The organism is Amycolatopsis orientalis DSM 43388 (genome assembly GCF_000411975.1).
Taxonomy (GTDB): domain Bacteria; phylum Actinomycetota; class Actinomycetes; order Mycobacteriales; family Pseudonocardiaceae; genus Amycolatopsis; species Amycolatopsis orientalis_D.
Genome location: NZ_ASXG01000045.1, coordinates 88,705 through 113,973, shown reverse-complemented (window position 1 = coordinate 113,973; position 25,269 = coordinate 88,705). Strand labels below are relative to the sequence as shown.

The following is a 25,269-nucleotide window of genomic DNA, read 5'->3' as shown; positions in this document are numbered from 1 at the left end:
TCAGCCCAGCCGGGCCCGGTGAGTCCGCACCGCCGCCAACCGCGGGTCCGACGGGGCGAGCACCGCGCACAACGCGTCCAGAATCGCCAGATCGTCCGCGCCGCAGGACGTTTCCCAGAACGCGTACAACGTGTCCGCGTCCCCGCTGTTCAACGCCAGCTGCCGGACCTGCGCGCTGATCGACTCGCGTTCCTCCAGGATCGCGGGCGATTCCGACTCCGCGAGCAGCGGGCCCTGGAACGATCGGACCGCCGCCGCGGCGTCCCCGGCGCGCACGGCGGCTTTGGTACGCAGGAAATCCGCGTCCACGGTGGCCGCGAGGCGGTACGGGCGCGTCTGCAACACCCCCGTGCCGAGCTGGGTGCGCAACCGGTGGATCTCGGCGCGCACGGTCACCGGATTGCCCGACTCGCCGTACAGCTGCAACGCCAGCTTCTCCGCCGACAGACCGCGCGGCTGCAGCGCCAGCAGGGTCAGCAATTCGGCGTGCCGCAAGGTGAACGGGATGTCGCGACCGTCCAAAGTGGTCGAGCCGGGGCCATCGGTGAGGTATTCGAGGGACAACCGCCGCCGGGTCGCGGAGCCGGACGTGGCGATCCGCAGCAGGTAGCCCTCGTCCAGCGGGTCGACGGTGGCGATCCGGCCGTCCGGCAGCGTTACGGTGCCGCCGCCCTTCCGTACCTCCACAGTGGACGGAAGGGTGCACGCTTCGGCGGCCAGCACCCGTCCGCCGGCGGAAAGGAGCGCGCCGGGCTGGCCGCGCAACGACGCCAGATGCGGCATGTTCGCCCGCCGCAGCTTCTCGTCGCGGACCGCCAGCTGGGCCCGCAGCCGTCCCTCGGCAAGCTGTGCGGTGGCGGTGACCAGCGACAACATCGCCGGATGCACCGTCCGAAGCGGACCGCTGACGTCGATCGAGCCGAGCAGCGCGCCGGTGTCCGGGTCGCGTACGGGCGCCGCCGCACAGGTCCAGGTGTGGTAGCGGCGCACGAGGTGTTCAGCGGAGTAGATCTGCACCGGCTTCCCGGTGGCGAGGGTGGTGCCCATCGCGTTCGTGCCGATCGCCTCTTCGCTCCACCGCGTGCCCTCGGTGAGCGCGACCTGGTCCGCGCGCAGCAGCACGCCGCTCGCGCCCTCGCGCCACAGGATGAGCCCGTTCGCGTCGGTCACGATCATCATGTGCTCGGCGTCGTCGGCGATGCTCACCAGCATCTCGCGCAGCAATGGCAGCACGGGGGCCAGCGGATGTTCCGCGCGCAGCTCGGTGAGTTCGTCCGCCTCGCAGATCAGCGGGGCTTCGCCGGCGTCCGGATCGACGTGCGCGGCCAGCGAGCGTTCCCACGACGCCGACACCACCGAGCGCGGCGAGCGCGGCGCGGTGGCCCCGGACAGCACCGCCTCGCGGACGTGCCGGAGCAGCTGCGCGTACGACTCGGGGTCGCGCAGCAGATCGGGTTCGGGCGGCTCTGCCACGTGGACGAGAGTAGAGACCCTGGTCACAAGGCTGCAACGTCGGCGCAACGTTGCCCGGCCTACGGTCGCCGCCGACCGTCACCGACCAGCAACGAGGCAGGGCAAGATGGCCGTATACGCCGCACCGAACACCGACGGCTCCGTCGTCGACTACGAGACCCGCTACGACCACTACATCGGCGGCGAGTACGTCGCGCCGGCCGGCGGGCAGTACTTCGAGAACCCGACGCCGGTGACCGGGAAGACCTTCACCGAGATCGCCCGCGGGACGGCGGCCGACATCGACCGGGCGCTCGACGCGGCCGAGGGCGCCGCGCCCGCGTGGGGCCGCACCTCGCCCGAGGAACGCGCGAACATCCTGCTCAAGATCGCCGACCGGATGGAGCAGAACCTCGAGAAGATCGCGGTCGCCGAGTCCTGGGAGAACGGCAAGCCGGTCCGCGAGACGCTCGCCGCGGACATTCCGCTCGCGATCGACCACTTCCGCTACTTCGCCGGCGCGCTGCGCGCCCAGGAAGGCGGTATCTCGCAGATCGACGACAACACCGTCGCCTACCACTTCCACGAGCCGCTCGGCGTCGTCGGCCAGATCATCCCGTGGAACTTCCCGCTGCTGATGGCGGTCTGGAAGCTCGCCCCGGCGCTGGCCGCGGGCAACGCGATCGTGCTCAAGCCCGCCGAGCAGACCCCGGCGTCGATCCACCTGCTGCTGTCGATCATCGGCGACCTGATCCCGCCGGGCGTGCTGAACGTCGTGAACGGATTCGGCGTCGAGGCGGGCAAACCGCTGGCCTCGAGCAACCGCGTGCGCAAGGTCGCGTTCACCGGCGAGACCACGACCGGGCGGCTGATCCTGCAGTACGCCAGCGAAAACATCATCCCGGTGACCGTCGAACTGGGCGGCAAGAGCCCGAACATCTTCTTCGACGACGTCGCCGCGGCCAACGACGCGTTCTACGACAAGGCGCAGGAAGGGTTCGCGCTCTTCGCGCTGAACCAGGGCGAGGTCTGCACCTGCCCGTCGCGCGCGCTGATCCAGGCCGGCATCTACGACCGGTTCCTCGGCGACGCGGTCGAGCGCGTGAAGAAGATCAAGCAGGGCAACCCGCTCGACACCGAGACGATGATCGGCGCGCAGGCCTCGAACGACCAGCTCGAGAAAATCCTGTCCTACATCGACATCGGCAAGCAGGAAGGCGCGAAGGTGCTCACCGGCGGGGAACAGTCCGACCTCGGCGGCGACCTGTCCGGCGGCTACTACGTGCAGCCGACGGTGTTCGAGGGCGACAACAAGATGCGCATCTTCCAGGAGGAGATCTTCGGCCCGGTGGTGTCCGTGGCGAAGTTCGACGACTACGACGACGCGCTCAAGATCGCCAACGACACCCTGTACGGCCTCGGTGCCGGCGTCTGGTCCCGCGACGGCAACACCGCCTACCGCGCGGGCCGCGACATCCAGGCCGGCCGCGTGTGGGTGAACAACTACCACGCCTACCCGGCGCACGCGGCCTTCGGCGGCTACAAGGCGTCCGGCATCGGCCGGGAGACCCACAAGATGATGCTGGACCACTACCAGCAGACGAAGAACATGCTGGTTTCCTACTCCGACCAGGCGCTGGGCTTCTTCTGATGCCGCGGCGGGTGGACCTGACCCCGGCCGCCGCCGACCTGCTGCGGCGGCTGGTGCCAGTCCACGGACCGGTGATGTTCCACCAGTCCGGCGGATGCTGCGACGGCAGCGCCCCGATGTGCTACCCGGCCGGCGAATTCCAGGTCGGGTCCCGCGACGTGCATCTGGGCGACCTGACGGTGGAAGGCATCGACGCGGTGCCGGTCTGGATGTCCGGACCGCAGTTCGAATACTGGCGGCACACGCATCTGACGATCGATGTGGTGCCGGGGCGGGGCAGCGGGTTTTCGCTGGAGGCGCCGGAGGGGGTGCGGTTCCTCATCCGGTCTCGGTTGCTCAGCGACGAGGAGTCGGCCGAGCTGAACGGATAAGGCTCGCCGCTCACCGGATCCCGCGGGTCCGGTGAGCGGCGAACAACGCGGCGAGGCTGACCGCGGCGGTCGCCACCAGGTAGAAGCCCGGCGAAACCGGCGAGCCGGTGGCGGCGACCAGTGCGGTGGCGATCGCCGGCGTGAACCCGCCGAAGGCGCCGACCGCGGTGTTGTAGCTGAAGGCCAGGCCGGTCGCTCGCGTCCGCGCGGGGAACGCGTCCGCCATCACCGCGGGCAACGGTCCAAAGTAGACCGCCTTCAGCAAGCCGAGCACCGCCATCGCGACGGCCAGCACGGCGAACGATCGTGCCGACGTGACCCACAGGTACAGCGGCACCACCGAAATCCCGATCAACACGGCCGCGCCGGCCATCATCCGGACCCGTCCGTAACGGTCCGACAGCAGGCCGGCCACCGGCGGCACCAGGGTGAGCAGCACCGAAGTGATCAGCAGCGCGGCGAACGAGGCCGACGCGTCCAGCCCGAGGTTCTTGACGGCGAACGCGGGCAGCGACTGCAGGATGAAGTTCAGCGACGTCGAAACCACCAGCGCGCCGCCGGCGATCAGCAGTCCGCCCCAATTTCGCCGGAACATCTCGCGCACCGCCGACCGCGGCCGCTCCTCCTTCGGACGCGGGGTCTCGTCGACGTGCCGGCGCAGGTAGTAACCGACCGGGCCGACCAGCAGGCCGAACACGAACGGGACCCGCCAGCCCCACGAGGTCATCTCGGCGGCGGGCAGCAGCGCGGTCAGCCCGGCGGCGAACCCCGAGGAAAGCAGCGTCGCCAGTCCCTGGCTGGCGAACTGGAAACTGCCGAGGAATCCCTTGCGCCGTCCGTCGTGCTCGATCAGGAACGACGTCGCCGCGCCGAACTCGCCGCCGGCCGCGAATCCTTGCAGGAGCCGGGCGACGATGACGCCGATCGGCGCGAACCCGCCGATCGTGTCGTACCCCGGCAGGACCGCAAGCAGGAAGGTGCCGGCGACCATCAGCCGGATGGTCACCACCAGCGCGCGCCTGCGGCCGCGGCGGTCGGCGTACGAGCCGAGGACCAGCGCGCCCAGCGGCCGGATCAGGAAGGTGATGCCGAAGACGGCGTACGCTTCCACCAGTTCGATGGCGGGATTGTGGCTGGGGAAGAAGGTTTTGCCGATATAGCTCGCCATCAACGCGTAGACGGCGATGTCGAACCATTCCAGCGCGTTTCCGATAACGGCCGCGGCGACGGCGCGGCGCGTGCCGGTACCGCTGCGCGGTTTGGTCGCGGCGGTGTTCATCGCACCTCCTTTCCGGACTGGCCGAGGGCGTCGAACAGCGAAGTGGCGAGGACGAGGCCTTCGCGGGCGATCGGTGCGAGCAGGTGTTCGTCCGGGGCGTGTTGCAGGCAGCCCGGGTAGGAATGCGGCAGCCACAGCGTGGGCAGGCCGAGAAGGTCGGTGAAGACGTGGTTCGGCAGCCCGCCGCCGAAACTGGGCAGGGTGGCGAGACCGGTGCCGGCGAGCGCGGACCGCGCCCACCGCACCCACGGGTGGTCGACCGGCGTCCGGCTGGCCGGATAGCTCTCCGAAAGACTCACCTCGACCATCGAGAAGCCTTGCGCGGCAAGATGTTTCCGGATCGCCTCGGTCATTCCGGCCAGCTTTGTCCCGGTGACGTAACGCAGTTGCAGCACCGCGCGCGCCCGGCCGGGGATGGCGTTCACCGGACGGGCCACGTCGGCCGCGCCGAACGCGAGCACCTCGAGGGTGTTCCAGCCGTAGAGCCGTTCGGCCGCGCTCAGTCCCGGCGCTCCCCAGCCCGGATCCGGGACCGGATCGCCCGGGGTGTTCGCGACGACCACGTCCGCGAGCGCTTCGCGCACGGTGTCCGGCAGTTCGCCCGGCAGCAATTCCGGCACTTGGATCCTGCCGTGCCCGTCGACCAGCGACGAGATCGCTCCGGCGAGGGTGGTCGCGGGGTTGCGCAGCAGGCCGCCCCAGTTGCCGGAGTGGTAGGCGTCCGGCCGGAGATCGACATCGAGGTTGATTCGCACCCCGCCGCGCGCGCCGAGGAACAGCGTCGGCGTCGCCGCGTCGAGCCGCGGGCCGTCGGAGGCGATCAGCACATCGGCCGCCAGCAGGTCCCGATGCTGAGCGGCGAACTCGGCGAGTCCGGGCGAGCCGATTTCCTCGCCGGTCTCGAAGAGGAACTTCAGATTGAACCCGAGCGCGCCGCGGTGTTCCAGCACCAGCCGCAACGCGGTGAGGTTGACCAGGTGCTGGCCCTTGTTGTCGGCGGAGCCGCGGCCGTACCAGCGCTCGCCGTCCGCGGTCAGCGTCCACGGGTCGCGGTCCTCGCTCCACTGGCCGGCGTGCCCGTCGACCACGTCGGCGTGCCCGTAACACAGCAGCGTCGGCAGCTCGGGCGATTCCGCGCGGGTGCCGACGAGGAACGGCCCACCCCTCGGGTCGGGGTTGGGGAAGGTCTCGACCGTGCTGCCCAGCGCGGTCAACGCTGGTGCCAGCACCTCGTCGAGGTATGCCGATATGGCAACCCGCCCGTTCGGGCTGGTGCTCACGGTCGGATAGCTGACCAGCCGGGCGAGTTCGGCGAAGAACGCGCCTGAGTCCACTTCATCCCGGGCTTTCGTGAGCAGTTCAGTCGGTGTCACGGGCGTTTCTCCCGAATTCGGCGCCAGCAGTCCGGGCAGCGTAAGCTGCGCCGATACGTCCTGACCATTGCCGATTGGGTGGGTTGCCGTTCTCATTTCGGCAAACCAGACCGAAGGGCGACGCGATGCACCTTCTGCCAGCCGGGCTGACCTACTTCCTCGAAGTCGCCCGCACCGGGTCGGTGACCGAGGCGGCGGCCGCGCTCACTGTCGCGCCGTCGGCGATCAGCAGGCAGATCTCGAAACTCGAAGCGTCGATCGGCGTCCCGCTGTTCGTCCGGCATCCGCGCGGCATGCTGCCGACCGAAGCCGGGAGCTTGCTGCTCGACCACCTGCGCCGCACCGAAGCCGAGTCCGCGGCACTGCTCGGCGAACTGCGTTCGGGACGGGCCCGGCAGGCCCGGACGCTCACCGTGGCGTGTTCCGAAGGGTTCGCCCGGCGCGTGGTGCCCCAGGCGATGGCGCGGTTCCGGGAGGACCATCCCGAAGTCGCGTTCCGCCTCGAAGTCGTCGGCCGCGAAGAGGCGACCCGGCGGGTGCTGGAGGGTTCGGCGGACGTCGCGGTGACCTACGCGACCGGTTTGCAGCGCGGCGTGCGGGTGGAAAGCGCGGTGGTGGTGCCGGTGTACGCGATCGTGCCGATCGGCCATCCGCTCGCCGGCCGCGCTCGGCTGAGCCTGGCCGACCTGTGCGAGCACCCGATCGCGCTGCCCGTCCCCGGGCAAAGCCTGCGGGAGCTGCTGGACATCGCCCTGCGCATCGAAGACCGGACGGTGAACGGGGTCCTGGAGTGCGGCGAACTGGCCCCGCAGTTCGAGTTCGTCCGCCGCGGCGGCGGTATCGCGCTGGTCGGCGGGCTCGGCGATCCGCAGGAGGACGCGGCCGCGGAGGGCGTCGAGTACGTGCTCGTGGACAACCCGGTTTTCCGCAAGCGGGAGGCGCAGGTGCAGACGATGGCCGGACGGTCCCTGCCGCCGGCGCTGACCCGGTTCACCGCGGTGCTGACGACGCTGGTCCAGGCTCCTCCGCCGGGAAAACCGGGCGAACCGCCGGCCCGCTCTTGCTAGGTTCGAAGCCATGCTGTCGCTGAACGAAGTCTACGTCGGGGAACCCGCCGTGCTCGGCCTCCGGCGGGACACGCCGGTGCTGAGCGCGATCCGCAAAACCCGGGTCGGCGCACCGGAACTGGCGCTGTCCGAGCTCAACCTGACCGGCGACCGGCAAGCCGACCTCACCGTGCACGGAGGTCCGGACAAGGCCGTCTACGTCTACCCCGCTGAGCACTACCCGGCCTGGACCAGCGAGGGATTCGACGTCGCGCGCGGCGATTTCGGCGAGAACCTTTCCGTGCGGGGCATGCTGGAGGACGAGACCCGGATCGGCGACGTCTGGTCGTGGGGCGACGCGCTCGTGCAGGTCTCCCAACCGCGCAATCCGTGCTTCAAGCTGGCCATGCGCACCGGCCGCAAGGACGTCGTGCCCGCGATGATCGACACCGGCCGGTGCGGCTGGTACCTGCGGGTGCTGCGCCCGGGCACGGTCCCGACTGCCGGGCCCCTCGACCTGGTCGACCGGGTCGAGGGGGAGCCGACAGTCGGCGAGGCGTTCCTCGCGTCGTCGGCGAACTACGCGCAGCAGGACGTCCGCGAGCTGGCCGAGCGAGTGCTGGCGAGCGCTGAGCTGCCGAAGACCTACCTGGCGATGATCCAGTCCAAAGTGGACCGCGCGAGGTAGCTATTTCCAGTCGACCTGCGGTGAGCGGTAGAAGTCGATTCCTTGCGCTTCCCAACGGGGTGCTTGTTTCGCGATGCGCTCCCGGTAGCCGTCCCAGGTTCGGGCCGGCTCAGGCGACCAGCCGATCTCCGCGATGCCGGGCAAGCGCGGGAACGCCATGTACTCGATGTCGTCGTTGGTCCGGATGGTCTCCGTCCACAGTGGAGCCTCGACGCCCGCCACGGACTTCTCCCCGACGCCGGGGACGAGCGTCGCCGGGTCCCATTCGTAGGCGTCGCGGACCTCGACCAGACCGGCCCAGTCCTGGCCCAGTTTCGTCGATTCCGTGTACTTCATGTCGAGGTACGCGTGGTTGGCGGGCGACATGATGAACTTGTTCCCGCGCGCCGCGGCGGCGGCCACGTCCGCGTTCGGGCCGCCCTGATCCCAGTACTGCGGCACCGCGGAAGCCGGCAACGGCGTCTTGGCGATCTCGTGCCAGCCGGTGACCAGTTTGCCGTACTTGGCGACCATCGGGGTGACCTTCTCGTAGAAGGTCTTGTAGTCCGCAGCGGACGTCGAATGTGCTTCGTCGCCGCCGATCGCGAGGTACTTGCCGGGCGTGATCGCGGCGAGTTCGCGGATCACGTCTTCCACGAATCGGTACGTGGTGGGCGAATTGATGCACAGCGAGCTGTAGCCGACCTCGATGTCCGTGCGCGGCGGGACTGCCCTGCCGTCGCAGTTCAGCTCCGCGTACACCGATTGCGCCGCGTTCGTGTGCCCGGGCATGTCGATCTCCGGCACGACCGTCACGTGGCGGCTCGCGGCGTAGGCGACGATGTCGCGGTACTGCTCCTGCGTGTAGTAGCCGCCCGGATCGCCGTAGGCCGCGGTCTTGCCGCCTTCGGTCGCCAATCGCGGCCAGCTCTTGATTTCGATGCGCCAGCCCTGGTCGTCGCTGAGGTGCAGGTGCAGCGTGTTGATCTTGTACTGGACGATCTGGTCGATGTACTTCTTCACCTGCGCGGGCGGGAAGAAATGCCGCGCGACGTCGAGCATCGCGCCGCGGTGGGCGAACCGCGGGTAGTCGAGGACGCTGCCGCCGGCGATCGTCCACGTGCGGTGCTGCACGGTCTTCGCCTCGATCGCCGAGGGCAGCAGCTGCCGCAGCGACTGGACACCGGTGAACAGCCCGGCGGAAGTATTGGCGCGCAGCCGGACGCCGGTCTTCGTGACGTCGAGCTGGTATCCCTCGTCGCCGACGCGCGGGTCGGCGTGGCCGAGGTCGAGCGAGATCGCCGACAGGCCCGGACTCGCCGGGACGACCGGCAGCGGGAATCCGGTCGCGGGTCGCAAGAGGCCGCGCAGGTACGCCGCGACGTCGCCGGTGCCGTGCCCGGCACGGATCACGGTCAGCGGAGTGAGCCGGAAGGTGGCGTCCGCCTTCGCCACGGCCCGCACCGGCACCGGGACGAGATCGGTGACCTGCCGTTCGCTGGGTGCGGGACTCGCCGCGGCCGGCCCGGGCACTCCCACCGCGGCGAGCCCGAGCACGGCCACCCCAAGCACGGCCCTGGACAGGGTCTTCCTCACGGCATACCTCCGGTCGCGTCGCGGAGAAGGCGGACTCCAAGAGGTATAGACCACTACCGGGGCGCTGACAACGCCCGAAAGGGGCGGCGGACCCGGATGTCCCGTTCGCCGGGATGCCGCGACACCGAATCCCGCGGACTTCTGCGTTCGTTGCTCAGGGCCGCAGGACCGCCCGCAGCGCGTCGAGCACCGCCGGATCCTCGATCGTCGACGGAACCGCCTCGTCGCGCCCGTCGGCGATTCCGCGCATCGTCTTGCGCAGGATCTTCCCGGAGCGCGTCTTCGGCAGCGCGGCGACCACGGACACGTCCCGGAACGCCGCCACCGGCCCGATGTCCCGGCGAACCAGCGCCACCAACTCGTCCCGCAGCTCGTCCTCGGACACGTCCACCCCGGACTTCAGCACCACGAACCCGCGCGGCACCTGCCCCTTCAGCTGGTCCGCGACCCCGATCACCGCGCACTCCGCGACCGCCGGATGCGACGCCAGCACCGCCTCCATCGACCCGGTCGACAGCCGATGCCCGGCCACGTTGATCACGTCGTCGGTGCGGCCCATGACGAACAGGTAGCCGTCCTCGTCGAGGTAGCCCGAGTCGCCGGTCAGGTAGTAGCCGGGGTAGCGCGACAGGTACGCCTCGCGGTAACGCTCGTCGTCGCCCCCACAGGGTCGGCAGCGAACCCGGCGGCAGCGGCAGTTTCAGCGTGATCGCGCCCTCGCGTCCGGCGGGCAGTTCCTCGCCGGCCTGGTCGAGGATGCGCACGTCCCAGCCGGGCACCGGTTTCGTCGCCGACCCCGGTTTGACCGGCATCGGTTCGAGCCCGCGCGGGTTGGCCGCGATCGGCCAGCCGGTTTCGGTCTGCCACCAGTGGTCGATGACCGGCGTGCCGAGGATGTCGTGCGCCCAGTGGTAGGTCTCCGGGTCGAGTCGCTCGCCCGCCATGAACAGGGTGCGGAACCGGGACAGGTCGTACTTCTTGAGTTCGTCCGCGTCCGGGTCCACCTTCTTCACCGCGCGCAACGCCGTCGGCGCGGTGAACAGCGCCTGCACACCGTGTTCGGAGATGACCCGCCAGAACGCGCCGGCGTCCGGGGTTCCGACGGGCTTTCCTTCGTACAGCACCGTCGTGGCTCCGACCAGCAGCGGCGCGTACACGATGTACGAATGCCCGACGACCCAGCCGACGTCGGAAGCCGTCCACCACACATCCCCGGCATGGACGTCGTACAGCGCGCCCATCGACCACGCCAGCGCGACCGCGTGCCCGCCCGCGTCGCGGACCACGCCCTTCGGCCGCCCGGTGGTGCCGGACGTGTAAAGGATGTACAGCGGGTCGGTGGCCTTCACCGGAACCGGATCCACCGGGTCGGCGTCGGCGACGAGTTCGGTCCAATCGAGGTCGCTGCCGGACAGCTCCGCGCGCGCCTGCTCGCGCTGGAACACCACGACGTGCTCCGGCTGATGCTCAGTGGTCTCGAGCGCCGCGTCGATGATCGGCTTGTACTCGACGATCCGCGTCGGCTCGATCCCGCACGACGCGGCGAGGATCAGCTTCGGCTTGGCGTCCTCGATCCGCGCGGCGAGTTCCTTCGGCGCGAACCCGCCGAACACGACCGAATGCACCGCACCGATCCGCGCGCAGGCGAGCATCGCGATGACCGCCTGCGGAATCATCGGCAGGTAAAGGATCACGCGATCGCCCCGGGTCACGCCGAGCGACGTGAGCGCACCGGCGAAAGTCGCGACCTCGTCCCGCAGCTCGGAGTAGGTGTAGCGGCGTTTGCGACCGGTGACCGGCGAATCCCAGATCAGCGCGTCCTGCGCACCGCGACCGCCGTCGGCGTGCCGGTCGAGCGCGTTGTAGGAGGTGTTCAGCTCCCCGTCGGGGTACCAGCGGTAGAACGGCGCACCGGACGAATCGAGCGCGCGAGTGGGCCGCTTCGTCCAGTCGATCGCCCGGGCCGCTTCGAGCCAGAAGTGCTCCGGATCGTCCAGACTGCGCCGATACGTCTCGGTGTACGCGCCCACGAGGTCTCCTTTGACGTCAGACGGCCGGATGTGCCCTCATGATGGCCTTTCCTTCGGCGGAACGCAGGTCAGCCCGGTCCGGCAAGATCGATGCAGTGGATCACGTTCCCGCCGCGACCCGGCAACCCCGCGGAGGCCGTGTGCGTCCTAAGCTGGACCGTGGGGATCGGCCGCGCAGCGGCACGCAGGCAACACTGACAGTGAGGGGAACCAGCCGGTGAGCGGAATCGCGAGCGCGCTGCTCTCGTTCGCGCACACCTTGTTCGGCCCGGGGTTCTGCCCCGGCGACTGGGTGTGGGCGACGACCACAGCGGGTGCGCTCGTCGCGCTCTTCCCGGCGGCCGGGGCGCTGATCGTGGCGATCGTCCGCAAGGGGACCGGCAACCGGTACGACGCGACGACGCTCACCGTGTTCGGGCTCATCGGCGTGGTCAGCGTGCTGGTGCTGCCGTGGCTGATGGCTTCGGGCATCTCGGAGACCTTTCGCGCGGCCAACGCGGGCCACGCGAGCGGGCTGTCCGGAGCGGCCTCGCTGAGCACGAACTACTGCTCGTTCGTCGGCACGCAGAAGACCTACCTCGGCGGCGGGTCGAACGTCTTCGAGACGCTCTTCTACCCGCGCGGCCTCAAGCTCGCCTACGTGCTGTACCTGCTCGCCTTCACCGTGCTGCCGGTCGGTTCGCTGCTGTTCGTGATGCTGCAGGCACGCACCGCCTTCCGGCGCGGGCCGAAGTGGCCGTCGCGGTTCTTCTGGATTCCGTTCGTGGTCATGGCGGTCGCGACCGCGGGCATGTCGGCCAACACCGCCGTGCACTTCTGGCTCGGGTTCCTGCCGTTCAGCGTCCTGGGGCTGATCCCGGTCGCGCTGGTCGGGCCGCCGCCCTGGTCGGTGATCAACCGGCCGGAGCCGCGCCGCGACGAACCGCCCGCGGTGCCGCCGCCGTCTCGCCGGGAGCCGCTGCCTCCGCCTCCGCCGCCGCAGAACAAGCAGTACCCGGCCACCGCGCTGGCCTCCGCTCCGGAGCCGCCGCCCGCCGGGATGCTGGCCGCCGCGCCCGGCGCGATCCCGCCGCCGCCCGGTTCGCGCAACGCGGGCGGCAGCCGGTACCGGCGCGTCCGCCAGCTCGGGCACGGCGGCTTCGGCACGGTCTGGGAAGCCGTCGACACGCAGCTCAACCGCACTGTCGCGCTCAAGATCGCGCACGCGCCCGACCGCGACACCGAGGAGCGCATGCAGCGCGAGGCGCGGGCGCTGGCCGTGGTGAACCACCCCAACTGCGTCCGCGTGTACGACCTGGTCGAGGAACCGGACGGGCTGGCGCTCGTCATGGAGTACCTGCAGGGCCGCCCGCTCGCCGAGGTGGTCGACACGCAGGGCCCGATCGACGACGTCGCCGCCGGCCGGCTGTGGTCGACGATGGCCGGCGCGCTGGTCGCCGCGCACGAGCGGGGCGTGCTGCACCGCGACGTGAAGCCGTCCAATGTCATCCTCGACCCGGCGGGCATCGCGCACCTGATCGACTTCGGCATCGCCCGCAGCCAGGGCGATTCCAAGATGACCGCCACCGGGATGATGATCGGCACGCCCGACTTCGTCGCGCCGGAGCAGGCGATGGGCTCCCCGGCGAGCCCGGCGTCGGACGCCTGGCAGCTCGCCGCCACGATCAGCTACGCGCTCTCCGGCCAGCCGCCGCGCGGCACTCGCGAGACGCCGATGGCCGCGCTGATGGCCGCGGCCCGGGCCGATCCGGTCACGCAGCTGCCGCAGCGTTCGGTGCACGCACGGATCCTGGCCGCGTCGCTGGACCCGGAGCCGCGTCGGCGTCCGACGCTCAACTCGGTGCGCCGCGAGGTCGACGGCTGGCTGAGCCGGCAGGGCAAGTCGCTGGACGGGCCCGTCACGCAGATCGTGCCGCGCCGGTCACCCCGCTGAGTCTCGCTCGTGAGTGGCGATGCCGGTTCTAACCGGCATCGCCACTCACGACGGCTTGACCGCGGAAAACTCCAGCCGCTTCCGCTCGATCCCCACCCGTACCTGCTCGAACCCGGCCGTCGCCAACCGGCCGGGCAGGGCGTTCGCGTCGAGGACGTTCATCGTGTCCCCGAGGTGCAACAGCCGGAAGCCGAAGCTGAGCTGGCTGTCCACGCCGCAGTAGGTGCCGCCGGGCCGCAGCACCCGGAACGCCTCGGCGAAGATCCGGTCCTGCAGTGCGTCGGTCGGCACGTGGTGCAGCATCGTGAAGCACACGACCCCGGAAAACCGGCCGTCCTCGAACGGCATTTCCGCGCCGCTGCCTTCGACGATCTCCGCCCGGTCCCCGTATTTCTCCCGCAGCAGCCGGGTCGACGCCGGGTCGATTTCCAGAGCGGTCACCCGGGGGAGAGCGTCGAGGAGCACCCGCGTGGTCGCGCCGAACCCCGGCCCGATTTCGAGCACATCGTCGCCCAGGTCGAAGCGGGCGAGCCAGTCCGGCAGCACCTCGGCCACCGCGGCGGCCCACTTTTCCGAGCTGCAGAGCTTCCGGTGCATCAGGTTCATCGGCATGGCTCCGACGCTAGGGACGAGCCGCGTTGGCCGGAAGACGATAGGCTGTCACCTCATGTCGCAGTACGGTCAAACCGGCGCGATGCTGCTCGGCGCCCTCCCGATCGCGGCCGGTGCCTGGTTTCCCTGGCACGAACATCCGGCGCACCAGCTCGTCTGGGCCGCGCGCGGAGTCGCCGCGGTGATGGTCGGCGACGCGCAATGGGTGCTGCCGTCCACGCGGGCGCTTTGGATCCCGGCCGGCGTCCGGCATCGCACCGGCGCGGCCGGGAACGTCGAACTGCGCGGCATCTACGCCGATCCCGAGCAGTGCCCGGTCGACTGGCCGTCCCCGCGCATCGTCGTCGTCCGCCCGCTGCTGCGCGAACTGCTGGAGCACTTGTCCGAGGACGGCATCAGCGACGACGCCCGACGCCGCGCCGAAGCGGTCGCGTTCGATCTCCTGGAGCCGATGGACGTGGCACCGATCGTGGTGCCCGCACCCGCCGACCCGCGAGCGAAGGACGTCGCCGACGCGGTGCTCGCCGATCCCGCCGACTCGCGCAGCCTGGCCGAGCTGGGCCGGGAAGTCGGCGCGAGCGAGCGGACGCTGGCCCGCGCGTTCGTCCGCGACTGCCGGATGACGTTCGGCACCTGGCGCACGCAAGCGCGACTGCGTGCGGCGTTGCCCTTGCTGGCCCAAGGAATGCCGATGACGACCGTCGCGCACCGGGTCGGGTACGCGACGGCCAGCGCGTTCGTCGCCGCCTTCCGCCGGGCGGTCGGGATGCCGCCGGGGGCTTACTTCAGCGCCACGAAGGCAGCCACATTTCCGCCTGCCAATGGTCGTTCGTGATCGGGACGCCGTTGAGGATCGGCCACAGCCAGGCGAAGTTCGCCACCACCAGCCCGACGTAAAGCGAGACGACGAGCAGACCGGTGCCCCGGCGTTCGAAGCCGCGTTTGGCGCTGCCGAGGATCTGCCCGAGCGCGAGCACCAGGCCGAGCACCAGGAACGGGGCCATCGGCGTGGCGTAGAAGAAGTACATCTGCCGGTCGATGTTGGTGAACCAGGGCAGGTAGCCGGCGAAGTAGCCGGTCAGCACGGCGGCGTAGCGCCAGTCCGCGCGGAAGAACCAGCGCCACAGGCCCCAGCCGAGCACCGGGGCGGCCAGCCACCACATCGCCGGCGTGCCGATCAGCATCGTCGCGCCGAGGCAGCGCGATTCGCCGCAGCCGGTGACGGTGCCGTCGTAGTAGTAGAGCATCGGCCGCAGGCCCATCGGCCACGTCCACGGCTTCGACTCCCACGGATGCGGATTGTCCTTGGGCGTCACCAGGGTTTCGTGGAAGTGCAGCACGTTGGCGGTGTAGCTGCCGAGCGAACGCAGCGCGGGCGGGACCCAGCCGAACATGCCCGGGTCGAGGTTCTTGATCTCGGTGTAGTGCCGGTCGGTCGCGGTTTCGCTGGCGAACCACGCCCAGTACGCCGCCAGGTACATCAGCACCGGCACGACGAGGATCGCCCACAACGCGGGCGCGACGTCGCGGCGGATCGTGCCGACCCACGGCCGGCGCACGCCCGCCGCGCGCCGGGCCGCCACGTCGAAGAACACGGTGAGCAGGCCGAACGCCGCGATGTAATACAGCGCGGACCATTTGACGCCGAAGGTCAGGCCGATCATCAGCCCGGCCGCGAACCGCCACCAGCGGAAGCCGAGTTTCGGCCCCCACTGCGATTCGTTGACCCAGCCCTCGCGCACCGCGACGGCCAGCCGCTGCCGCACCTGGTCGCGGTCGCAGAGCACGCAGGCGAACGCGGCGACCACGAACAACGCGATGAAGATGTCCAGCATCCCCATCCGCGACTGCAGGTGCAGGACTCCGTCGCAGATCACCAGCACGCCCGCGATGCCGCCGAGCAGCGTCGAGCGGGTCAGCCGGCGCGCGACGCGCACGGTGAGCAACACGATCAGCGTTCCGGCGATCGCCGACATGAACCGCCAGCCCCAGCCGTTGTAGCCGAAGAGCCACTCGCCGACCGCGATGAAGTCCTTCGCCAGCGGCGGGTGCACGATCAGCTCGTACCCGGCGTTGTCCTCATACCCGCCGTTGCGCAGCATCTGCGCGGCCTGCGGCACGTAGTGCTTCTCGTCGAAGACGGGACTGCCGTGGTCAGTGGGAAAGCCCAGATTCTGCAGCCGGACGACGCCGCCGATCACGGTCAGCACGATCGTGACGATCCAGCCGCGCAGCCGGTCGGCGGGCATGGCCCGGCCGAGCAGGGTGGCTTCGCGGTCGGTCGGGGGACGGCGCGCGTCGACCGGGTCCGGCCGCACGCTCTCGTCGTCGGCACGGGTCAGCAGCGCGGTCACGGGGCCCGATAGTACGGCCTGATCCACCGGCGGCGTCTGGTTAGGCTGACTGCCATGACTTCTGCGCCCGGACGGCTCGTCCTCGCCGCCACCCCGCTGGGCGATCCCGGCGACGCGTCCGCCCGGCTGATCGAGGCGCTGGGCTCGGCGGACGTGATCGCGGCCGAGGACACCCGGCGTCTGCGCGGCCTGGCGTCCGCGCTCGGCGTGTCGCCGGCTGGCCGCGTGGTCAGCTTCTACGAGGACGTCGAGACCGCCCGGTTGCCGAAGCTGCTGGAAGCCCTGCACGGCGGCGAGACAGTGCTGGTGGTGACCGACGCCGGCATGCCGAGCGTGTCTGATCCGGGCTTCCGTCTCGTGGCCGCTTGCGTCGAAGAGGACCTGCCGATCACCTGCCTTCCCGGACCTTCGGCGGTGACGACCGCGCTCGCGTTGTCCGGCTTGCCGTGCGACCGGTTCTGCTTCGAGGGCTTCGCGCCGCGCAAGCCTGGTGAGCGGACGAAGTGGCTGGCAGAGCTGGCTGGGGAACGCCGGACGGCAGTGTTTTTCGAATCGCCGCATCGGGTGGCTTCGCTGCTGTCGGACGCCGCTGCCGCATTGGGCGGTTCGCGTCGAGCCGCGGTGTGCCGGGAGTTGACGAAGACGTACGAAGAGGTCAAACGGGGCACGCTCGCGGAGCTGGCAGAGTGGGCGGCGGACGGGGTGCGCGGCGAGATCACGGTGGTGCTGGAGGGTGCGACGCCTCGACAGGTATCGGTGTCGGACTTGGTGCCGGAGGTGGCGGAACGAGTCGCTTCGGGAGAACGCCTGAAGACCGTCGCGGCCGAGGTAGCCGGGGCGGCGGGGGTGTCTACTAAGGAGCTTTACGCGGCGGTGCTCTCGGCTCGGAAGTGACGCGTCAGCGACCGCGCAACAGCATTCTCGCTGCCACCAAAGCCTTTTCCGCGTCCGGTTCCTCCCCGGTGATCGCGTCGGTGTAAATGAACGACTCGCCGACCCGCACCAGCAGATACGCCAGATCCGCGACCGGCAGCGGCGACTCCAGCCGCCCGGCGGCGACCTCGTCGGCCAGCAGCGTCTGCACCTTCTCGATAGTCCGCGACTGCACCAAGCTCGCCTTGGTCGTCAGCAACCGCAGCGCGCGTTCCGGCTCCCGGCGCAAGAACGCGCGGAACGGCGGGGAAGCGTTGACTGTCCGCACGAACGCCCCGATCGCCTCCGCGATGCCGTCGCCGCCGCGGCCCGCATAACTGACGTTATCCAGCACCGCCGAGGTTTCCGCCCACAGGATTTCGCTCAGCAGGTGGTCCCGGCTGCCGACCCAGCGGTGCAGGGTCGCGCGGCTGACGCCGAGGTCGCTGGCCAGTTCCCGCATGTCGACGCGGTCTCCGGCGAGGAACCGGGCGCGGGCGAGGCGGAACGCCGCGACGGCGTCGGGTCGCGAGGCGCGGGCGGAGAGTGGCGTGTCGATGCGTGAGACGTTAGCAGAGAGTGTCCCATGGATGAGACATATGGCAGGATGTCTCATCGAAGAGCGAGAGGAGCCGCGGAGATGCGTGCTGTGCAGGTGACCGAGTTCGGCGGTCCCGAGGTGCTGAAGCCGGTCGAGCTGCCCGATCCGGTGGCCGGGCCGGGACAGGTGCTGATCGAGGTCGACCGCATCGGGCTGAATTACGCGGACACGCATCAGGCGGAAAATTCGTATCTCGCCCCGAGCAAACTGCCGCTCGTGCCGGGCGGCGAGGTCGTCGGCCGGACGGCGGACGGCAAGCGCGTGGTCGCGCTGCTCAACGACGGCGGCGGTTACGCCGAGCGCGTCGCAGCCGACGAGGCCATGACATTCCCGGTGCCGGACGGCGTCGACGACCTGAACGCGCTGTCGATGCTGGTCCAGGGTGCGACCGCGTGGATCATGCTGCGCAAGAACGCGCACCTCGAGCCGGGCGAGTCCGTGGTCGTGCACGCCGCGGCCGGCGGGGTCGGGTCGATCGCGGTGCAGCTGGCGAACGCCTGGGGCGCGGGCCGCGTGATCGCGACCGCGAGCAGCGAGGAAAAGCGCGCGCTGGCGCTCGAACTCGGCGCGGACGTCGCGGTCGATTCCCGGGCGGAGAACATGACCGAGGTCCTGCGGGAAGCCAACGGCGGCAAGCGCGTCGACGTCGTCCTCGACATGGTCGGCGGCACGACGACCGACCAGAGCATCGCCGCGCTAGCCCCGTTCGGCCGGCTGGTGTTTTACGGGATGGCGGGCCGCCGGTCGCCGAAGCCGATCGAGTTGCGCAACCTGCTCGGCCACAGCACGACCGTGGCCGGAATGTGGCTGCCGCACGTGTTTCGCTTGCCGGGCAACGTTTTCGGCACCGCGCTCAGCGAGTTGTTCGGCATGGTGCAGGACGGGAAGCTCCGTGCGATCGCGGGCGGCGAGTACGCGCTGGCAGACGCGCGGAAGGCCCACGAGGCGCTGCGGTCCCGCGGCACGACGGGCAAGCTGCTGCTCGACCCGCGCCGATAGGTCGCGTGAGTGCGGAAGCCGGTTAGAACCGGCTTCCGCACTCACGAGGGCTGGCCAGCAGTTCCTCCAGCGGGGCCGCCTTGTGCAGGCATTCCTGCCATTCCGCCGCACTGTCCGAGTCCGCCGTGATCCCGCCGCCGACTCCGAGCGCGATCCGGTTCCCGGCGATTTCGAACGTCCGGATCGCCACGTTCAGCTCCAGCCCGGCCAGCGGCGACAGGAGGCCGACCGCGCCGGTGTACACCCCGCGCGCGGCCGGTTCCAGTTCGGCGATGAGGTCCAGCGCCCGGATCTTCGGCGCGCCGGTCACCGATCCCGGCGGGAACGTCGCCGCCAGCAGCTCGGCGTCGGTCAGCCCGTCCGCCAGCACACCCTCCACAGTGGACGCCAGATGCCACACCCCCGGCGCCGGGTGCACCGCGAGCAGTTCCGGCACCACGACGCTGCCGACCTCGCACACCCGGCCGAGATCGTTGCGCACCAGGTCGGTGATCATCACGTTCTCCGCGACGTCCTTCGCCGACTGTCGCAGCCGGAGCGCGTTGCCGTCGTCCGCCGGACCGCGGCGCGGCAGCGTGCCCTTGATCGGCGAAGACCGCACGCGCCGGCCGTGGCGGGCCAAGAACAGCTCCGGCGACAGCGAAACCACCGAACCCCATTCACCGGTGACGTAAGCCGCCCGCCGCGGAGCCAGCCGTCGCACCCCTTCGGCGAAGAGCGCGGCGGGCGAGCCCTCGAAAGTCCCGGTGAACCGCGAGCAGATGTTCGCCTGGAACAACTCGCCCGCCTCGATCTCGTGCACGCACGCCTTCACCGCCTGCTCGTGGCCGGACGGCCGGTCCAGCGCGCCGGCGGACCACGACAACTCCGCTGACCCAGTCAACGCCCGCTCAACCACGGCGAGCTGCGCGTCGGCGTCCCCCTCGATCGACTCGAACCAGCACACCCCGGCCTCGTCCCAGCGCAGCACGTGATCCGCCCAGCCCCACGCCGACGCCGGAACCCCGGTCGAACGGCCGGACGGATCCGCCTGGTCGTAAGCCAGGAACCCGAACCATCCGCCGCCGATCCGCCCGGAAGGACCCGAGACCGGAACGGCCGACGGGAACGGCCGCGGAGCCACCGTCACGAACGGCGCCACCACCGCCGGAGACCCGAACCAGTTCCCGCACACCGCGGCCGGCTCGGGCAGGCCGTGCGCCCGGGCGTACGCGGACAGCGCAACGAGCACCCGGGAAGGGGTCAGGCCGGTCCGCAGCCGCTGGAAACGCATCGCGCCATTGTGCCGGAAAGCTGCGGTGACCAGCGGAAAAGGTGATCAGAGCAGCACATCGGACAACGCGAACGGATACACCACCGCGTCCTGTGCCACCGGCCCGTCCACCCCGGGCACGTCCGGCGCGAAGGCGTGCTGGTGCAGTCCCAGCCGCGAGTGGAACCAGCCGGGCCGCCCGGGAATGCCGTTGTGCCGCACGAGCCACAGCACCACGTCGGAATCGGCCCAGCGGTCCGGGTGCAGCCGGTGTGCCCAGCAGTCGTATCCGGCGTACACGAGCACCCGGCGGATCTTCGCGGCGTGCCGCACGTGCTTGATCCACGCCTTCACGAACCGGTCGTCGACGCTCTGCGCGTCCACCTCCAGCGCCGGGGCGAGCGATCCCGGTGCGAACGCGCCGAGCCTGCTCGCCGTCCGGACGAAATGGTCGGCCTGGTCGTGCACCGCGCCGGGGCGGGCGTAGTGCCGCGCCCCGGTGTGGATGCCCGCGTGCTGGGCGGCGGCCAGCATCCGCTCCGCGCCCGGATCGCTCCAGTTGACGTTCTCGCTGATCGTGACCGAGGCGAACCGCACCTCGGCGGCGCGCACCGCCGCCCAATCGAGCACTTGCTCGCGATGAGTGAGCGTGAGCCCGCGCCCGCTCTCCGGTTCCGCCACCTCGCACCCCTGATCAGCCCCACGACGGGTGAAAGGCCACCCTACGTCCGGAGCCCCTCAGCCGGGTGAGGCTTCCCGGCGTGTCGATAGGCTTTGATCAGGCGTTTTCCCGCTGGAAGGTGCGTGTTCCCCACCAGACCGCCAAAACGGCCATGACCAGCACGACCACGCCGCCGGTGAACAGCGCGTCCATCGAGAAGTCGCCGCGGAAGCTGTTGCGCTCCACGTCGACCACGTGCCGGAACGGGTTGATCTGCGAGATCGCGTACAGCCACTTCGGGGCGAGCCCGGACGTGATCGGGATGAGGTTCCCGGACAGCAGCAGCAACGGCATGAGCACCGCGTTGAGCAGCGCCGGGAACGCCTCCTCGCTCTTGAGCGTGAGCGCCAGCGCATAGGAGCACGACGCCAGCGTGAGCGCGAGCAGGAAGACGATCGCCAGGCTCAGCAGCACACCGGCGAACGGCGCGTTCAGGTCGAACACCACGTAGGCGAGCAGGATGATCAGCATCGCCTGCACGACCGCCTGCAACGCGTTCGCCAGCACCTTCCCGAGCAGCAGCGCGGCCCGGTGCACCGGCGTGACCCGCAGCCGTTCGACCACGCCGGACCGGAATTCGGCCAGCAGTCCGAAGCCCACGAACGAACTGCCGAACAGCGCCAGCTGCGCGATCAGCGCGGGCGTGAGCACCATCCAGCCGTCGACTTCGGACATCCCCTGCGCACCCAGCGACTTCACCAGCAGCGGGCCGAAGAAGAACAGGTACAGCAAGGGCTGGGCGAGGCCGATCAGCAGCCACGCCGGGTTTCGCAGTGCTCCCGCCATGTCGCGGCGGAAGATCAGCCAGGTGTCATGCAACACCGGACACCTCCGGTTCGGCCGGCGCGGGCTGCTCGGCATCGCGGAGCGACCGGCCGGTGAGAGCAAGGAATACGTCGTCCAAGGTCGGCCGCGTGACCTGCATGGCGGCCGTCGCGATGTCCTTGGCGTCGAGCGCGCGCAGCAGTTCCGGCATCGCGGTGTCGCCGCGCGGCACCCGGAACCGGATCGACCCCTCGCGCACCGAGAAGTCGTGCGCGCCGGGCAGCTGCCGGGCCACGTCCGCGGCGGCCGCGGCGGATTCCGGAGCCACCTCGATCGCCACGCCGTCGCCGGAGACCCGCTCCTTCAGCGCGTCCGGATGCCCCTCGGCGACGATCCGGCCGTCGTCGATCACGATCAGCCGGTCGGCCAGCGCGTCCGCCTCGTCGAGGTAATGCGTGGTCAGGAAGATCGTGACGCCCTGGTCGGCGCGCAGCCGCCGGATGTGCTCCCACAGGTTCGCCCGGCTCTGCGGGTCGAGCCCGGTGGACGGCTCGTCCAGGAACACCAGGCCGGGCGAATGGATCAGCCCCAGCGCGATGTCGAGCCTGCGCCGCTGCCCCCCGGACAGCGTCTTGGTGGCTCGTTGCTCGAGCCCGGTCAGGTCGAGCTGCTCGGCGAGCACCTTCCCGCGCGCGATCGCGTCGGCCTTGCTCATCCGGTACAGCCTGCCCTGCAGTTCCAGCTCCTCGCCGACGCGCGATTCGGGTGCGGTCCCGCCGCCTTGCGCGACGTATCCGATGTTGCGGCGCACCCCGGCCGCGTCGGTGAGCAGGTCGCGCCCGCCGACGGTCGCGGTGCCCGCGGTCGGTTTCAGCAAGGTGGTGAGCATGCGCAGCGTGGTGGTCTTGCCCGCGCCGTTCGGGCCGAGGAACCCGACCAGCTCGCCCGCCTCGACGTCGAGATCGACCCCCTTGACCGCGTGCACCTCGCCACCGGCTCTGCCCTTGCGGCGGAACCGCCGCTCGAGCCCGCGTGCGGTGATCATGAAATCCCCTCTCCTCCCAGAAGATCAGCTAGTCAAGCTTGACTACCTGACGCGCACACTGTGCCCGACAGCGGGAGAGTTAGTCAAATTTGATTACTCGGGAGCGGGGGGATCGAACGCCGAACCGGGATCGTCGGCCATGACGTACTCGCCCGCTTCCAGCCGCTCGATCAGCCCGGCGAGCCATTCCCGGCTCGCGCTGGCGATCCCGCCCCACAGGCGGAACAGCTCGTACACGTGCGGCGGCTTGCCCCACGTGTCGTCCTCGAGGCTCAGCCGCGACCGGCGCTCTTCCGCCTCGAAGTGGATCAGGTTCTGCCTGAGCAGGCTGATCGTGTACTTGCGGGGGAGCGCCGGCATCAGGCTCACCGCCGCGCACAGCTCGGCGTTGCTCGCGCTGGGATCGGACAAGCCCTTCGCGATGAGGACCTGGAACTCCTGCTCGCCCGCGGGCGAGAGCCGGTAGGCGACCCGGTCCGGACCGCCGTCGCCCGGTTCGACGTCGATCTTCTCCAGCAGGTCCTCGGCGGCCATCTTCTTGAGCGCGTGGTAAATCGAACCGGGCTGGACGTTCGCCCACTTGTCCGCCGACCAGGACAGCAGTTCGCGGCGCACCTGGTAGCCGTGCGCGCGGCCGAACATCCGCACGACACCGAGCACCAGCAGACGCGTCGCCGACACCGGCTCTCCCTTCCCCGACCGCCAGGAAACGCCCTGGAGCGCATCCGTAGGCTAAACAGGTATGAGCACCCCTGTGTTGACCGCGGTGGCCTGGCCCTACGCCAACGGCCCCCGCCACATCGGCCACGTGTCCGGATTCGGCGTCCCGTCCGACGTCTTCTCCCGCTACCAGCGAATGGCCGGCAACCGGGTGCTCATGGTGTCCGGGACCGACGAACACGGCACGCCGATCACCGTCCAGGCGGACAAAGAGGGGATGACCCCGCAGCAGACCGCCGACAAGTACACCCGCCAGATCGACGAGGACCTGCGGGGCCTCGGCCTTTCCTACGACCTGTTCACCCGCACCACCACCGGCAACCACGCCGCGGTCACGCAGGAGATCTTCCTCGCGCTCAACCGCAACGGCTACGTGGTCCCGAAGACCACCCGCGGCGCGATCAGCCCGTCCACCGGCCGCACGCTGCCCGACCGCTACATCGAGGGCACCTGCCCGATCTGCGGCTACGACGGCGCGCGCGGCGACCAGTGCGACAACTGCGGCAACCAGCTCGACGCGGCCGAGCTGATTAACCCGAAGTCGCGGATCAACGGCGAGACGCCCAAGTTCGTCGAGACCGAGCACTACTTCCTCGACCTGCCGGCGTTCACCCGGACCCTCGGCGACTGGCTGGGCACCAAGACCGACTGGCGCCCGAACGTCCTCAACTTCACCAAGAACCTGATCGACGACATGCGGCCGCGGCCGATCACCCGCGACCTGGACTGGGGCGTCAAGATCCCGCTGGACGGCTGGCGCGACCAGCCGCTCAAGCGGTTCTACGTCTGGTTCGACGCGGTCATCGGGTACTTCTCGGCGAGCGTCGAGTGGGCCCGGCGCAACGGGACCCCGGACGCCTGGCAGGAGTGGTGGACCAACCCCGACGCGCGCGCCTACTACTTCATGGGCAAGGACAACATCACCTTCCACGCCCAGATCTGGCCCGCGCTGCTGCTCGGCCAGAACGGCGCCGGCGACCGCGGCGGCGAGCCGGGCAAGTACGGCAAGCTGCACCTGCCGGACGAGATCGTGTCCAGCGAGTTCCTCACCATGAGCGGGTCGAAGTTCTCGACTTCCCGGGGCACGGTCATCTACGTGCACGACTTCCTGCGCGAGTTCGGGCCGGACGCGCTGCGGTACTTCATTTCGGTGGCCGGACCGGAGACCCAGGACACCGACTTCACCTGGGACGAGTTCGTCCGGCGGACCAACTTCGAGCTGGCCAACGAATGGGGCAACCTCGTCAACCGGTCGATCTCGATGGCGCACAAGAACAACGGGGCGATTCCGGCTCCGACCGCGCCCGCGCCGGCGGACGAGGAGCTGAAGGCGCTGTCCCGGCAGGCGTTCGAGACCGCTGGCGGGCATCTGGCCCGGTCGCGGTTCAAGCTGGCGGCGGCCGAGGCGATGCGGGTGGTTACGGCGGCCAACCGGTACCTGTCGGATCAGGAGCCGTGGAAGCTCAAGGACAACCCGGACCGGCGGGACGCGGTGCTGCACACGGCGTTGCAGGTGGTCAGTGACGCCAATACGTTGCTGACGCCGTTCCTGCCGCACTCGGCGCAGAAGGTGCACGAGGCGCTCGGCGGGACCGGGGTTTGGGCCGCGCAGCCTGAGCTTCGGGAAGTCGAGGATCTGGACTTGCCGGATCGGGTCAATCCGATTCTCACCGGGGACTACGCGAGCGAGCAGGCTCGGTGGGAGTCGCGGCCGATCGAGGTCGGGCAGCCGCTGAAGAAGCCTTCGCCGTTGTTCACGAAGCTGGATCCGAAGTTGGGGGAGACTGGGCCGGAGTGGGCTCCGATCGTGACTGACTGAGGTCCGTGTCGGGGGCTGCTCGTCGCCCTGGCGGGCGACATTGCGCCTGGTTCGGCGTGGGGCACCCCGAA

At 70.1% G+C, this 25,269-nt stretch carries 21 protein-coding genes and 1 pseudogene; 9 read left to right on the top strand and 13 right to left on the bottom strand.

Going from position 1 to position 25,269, the window contains the following annotated elements; all coding sequences use genetic code 11:
• Complete coding sequence (locus L942_RS08250) at positions 1-1,473, bottom strand: helix-turn-helix domain-containing protein (protein ID WP_037357127.1); 1,473 nt, start codon at positions 1,471-1,473, stop codon at positions 1-3.
• A gap of 106 nt (positions 1,474-1,579) precedes the next feature.
• Between L942_RS08250 and adh the strand changes: the two genes are divergently transcribed.
• Positions 1,580-3,103, top strand: a complete 1,524-nt coding sequence (gene adh, locus L942_RS08245) for an aldehyde dehydrogenase (RefSeq protein ID WP_037357126.1) — start codon at positions 1,580-1,582, stop codon at positions 3,101-3,103.
• Positions 3,103-3,474: a DUF779 domain-containing protein gene (locus L942_RS08240; protein WP_037357125.1), complete on the top strand. Its 372-nt coding sequence runs from the start codon at positions 3,103-3,105 to the stop codon at positions 3,472-3,474. The genes adh and L942_RS08240 overlap by 1 nt, the downstream gene beginning before the upstream one ends.
• 10 nt (positions 3,475-3,484) lie before the next feature.
• Here L942_RS08240 and L942_RS08235 read toward each other — a convergent pair whose 3' ends face one another.
• Both L942_RS08235 and L942_RS08230 read right to left on the bottom strand, forming a co-directional pair.
• Positions 3,485-4,753: an MFS transporter gene (locus L942_RS08235; protein WP_037357124.1), complete on the bottom strand. Its 1,269-nt coding sequence runs from the start codon at positions 4,751-4,753 to the stop codon at positions 3,485-3,487.
• A complete protein-coding gene (locus L942_RS08230; RefSeq protein WP_037357123.1) occupies positions 4,750-6,126 on the bottom strand; it encodes a M20 family metallopeptidase in 1,377 nt (458 codons plus the stop codon). The genes L942_RS08235 and L942_RS08230 overlap by 4 nt, the downstream gene beginning before the upstream one ends.
• A gap of 125 nt (positions 6,127-6,251) precedes the next feature.
• Here L942_RS08230 and L942_RS08225 point away from each other — a divergent pair, with 125 nt between their 5' ends.
• Both L942_RS08225 and L942_RS08220 read left to right on the top strand, forming a co-directional pair.
• On the top strand, positions 6,252-7,193 hold the full coding sequence (locus tag L942_RS08225) for a LysR family transcriptional regulator (RefSeq protein ID WP_051165787.1): 942 nt from the start codon (positions 6,252-6,254) through the stop codon (positions 7,191-7,193).
• A gap of 13 nt (positions 7,194-7,206) precedes the next feature.
• On the top strand, positions 7,207-7,860 hold the full coding sequence (locus L942_RS08220) for an MOSC domain-containing protein (RefSeq protein ID WP_037357200.1): 654 nt from the start codon (positions 7,207-7,209) through the stop codon (positions 7,858-7,860).
• Here the strand turns inward: L942_RS08220 and L942_RS08215 are convergent, their stop codons facing one another.
• Both L942_RS08215 and L942_RS08210 read right to left on the bottom strand, forming a co-directional pair.
• On the bottom strand, positions 7,861-9,435 hold the full coding sequence (locus L942_RS08215; protein ID WP_037357122.1) for a beta-N-acetylhexosaminidase: 1,575 nt from the start codon (positions 9,433-9,435) through the stop codon (positions 7,861-7,863).
• Positions 9,436-9,589: 154 nt separating this feature from the next.
• Positions 9,590-11,465 (bottom strand): annotated as a pseudogene (locus L942_RS08210) (propionyl-CoA synthetase).
• Between the two features lie 217 nt (positions 11,466-11,682).
• Here L942_RS08210 and L942_RS08205 point away from each other — a divergent pair.
• On the top strand, positions 11,683-13,398 hold the full coding sequence (locus tag L942_RS08205) for a protein kinase domain-containing protein (RefSeq protein ID WP_037357120.1): 1,716 nt from the start codon (positions 11,683-11,685) through the stop codon (positions 13,396-13,398).
• A gap of 45 nt (positions 13,399-13,443) precedes the next feature.
• On the opposite strand, the gene L942_RS08200 is transcribed toward L942_RS08205, so the two are convergent.
• Positions 13,444-14,010 (bottom strand): class I SAM-dependent methyltransferase, encoded by a 567-nt coding sequence (locus tag L942_RS08200; RefSeq protein ID WP_037357118.1) that lies wholly within the window; start codon positions 14,008-14,010, stop codon positions 13,444-13,446.
• A 55-nt stretch (positions 14,011-14,065) separates the two neighbouring features.
• Between L942_RS08200 and L942_RS08195 the strand changes: the two genes are divergently transcribed.
• Positions 14,066-14,845, top strand: coding sequence for an AraC family transcriptional regulator (locus L942_RS08195; protein WP_235078956.1), 780 nt, complete (start codon positions 14,066-14,068; stop codon positions 14,843-14,845).
• Here the strand turns inward: L942_RS08195 and L942_RS08190 are convergent.
• On the bottom strand, positions 14,796-16,364 hold the full coding sequence (locus tag L942_RS08190; protein ID WP_037357117.1) for a dolichyl-phosphate-mannose--protein mannosyltransferase: 1,569 nt from the start codon (positions 16,362-16,364) through the stop codon (positions 14,796-14,798). The two genes, L942_RS08195 and L942_RS08190, sit on opposite strands and share 50 nt — an antisense overlap.
• A gap of 54 nt (positions 16,365-16,418) precedes the next feature.
• On the opposite strand from L942_RS08190, the gene rsmI reads away from it, so the two are divergent.
• Positions 16,419-17,258, top strand: a complete 840-nt coding sequence (gene rsmI, locus L942_RS08185; RefSeq protein ID WP_037357115.1) for a 16S rRNA (cytidine(1402)-2'-O)-methyltransferase — start codon at positions 16,419-16,421, stop codon at positions 17,256-17,258.
• 4 nt (positions 17,259-17,262) lie between these two features.
• On the opposite strand, the gene L942_RS08180 is transcribed toward rsmI, so the two are convergent.
• Complete coding sequence (locus L942_RS08180) at positions 17,263-17,739, bottom strand: QsdR family transcriptional regulator (RefSeq protein WP_106964831.1); 477 nt, start codon at positions 17,737-17,739, stop codon at positions 17,263-17,265.
• 177 nt (positions 17,740-17,916) lie between these two features.
• On the opposite strand from L942_RS08180, the gene L942_RS08175 reads away from it, so the two are divergent.
• Positions 17,917-18,876, top strand: coding sequence for a quinone oxidoreductase family protein (locus L942_RS08175; protein ID WP_037357114.1), 960 nt, complete (start codon positions 17,917-17,919; stop codon positions 18,874-18,876).
• 22 nt (positions 18,877-18,898) lie between these two features.
• Here L942_RS08175 and L942_RS08170 read toward each other — a convergent pair whose 3' ends face one another.
• The 5 genes from L942_RS08170 to L942_RS08150 form a co-directional block, all read right to left on the bottom strand.
• On the bottom strand, positions 18,899-20,149 hold the full coding sequence (locus L942_RS08170) for an aminodeoxychorismate synthase component I (protein ID WP_037357113.1): 1,251 nt from the start codon (positions 20,147-20,149) through the stop codon (positions 18,899-18,901).
• 45 nt (positions 20,150-20,194) lie between these two features.
• Complete coding sequence (locus L942_RS08165) at positions 20,195-20,809, bottom strand: glycoside hydrolase family 25 protein (protein ID WP_037357112.1); 615 nt, start codon at positions 20,807-20,809, stop codon at positions 20,195-20,197.
• Between the two features lie 97 nt (positions 20,810-20,906).
• On the bottom strand, positions 20,907-21,671 hold the full coding sequence (locus L942_RS08160) for an ABC transporter permease (RefSeq protein ID WP_037357111.1): 765 nt from the start codon (positions 21,669-21,671) through the stop codon (positions 20,907-20,909).
• On the bottom strand, positions 21,661-22,659 hold the full coding sequence (locus tag L942_RS08155; protein WP_037357110.1) for an ATP-binding cassette domain-containing protein: 999 nt from the start codon (positions 22,657-22,659) through the stop codon (positions 21,661-21,663). Before L942_RS08155 ends, L942_RS08160 begins: the two co-directional genes overlap by 11 nt.
• Positions 22,660-22,752: 93 nt before the next feature.
• Positions 22,753-23,340 carry a PadR family transcriptional regulator gene (locus L942_RS08150; protein ID WP_037357109.1) on the bottom strand — a complete coding sequence of 196 codons (588 nt, stop codon included), beginning with the start codon at positions 23,338-23,340 and terminating at the stop codon, positions 22,753-22,755.
• Positions 23,341-23,401: 61 nt separating this feature from the next.
• Between L942_RS08150 and metG the strand changes: the two genes are divergently transcribed.
• Positions 23,402-25,198 carry a methionine--tRNA ligase gene (gene metG, locus L942_RS08145; protein WP_037357107.1) on the top strand — a complete coding sequence of 599 codons (1,797 nt, stop codon included), beginning with the start codon at positions 23,402-23,404 and terminating at the stop codon, positions 25,196-25,198.
• Positions 25,199-25,269: the final 71 nt, after the last annotated feature.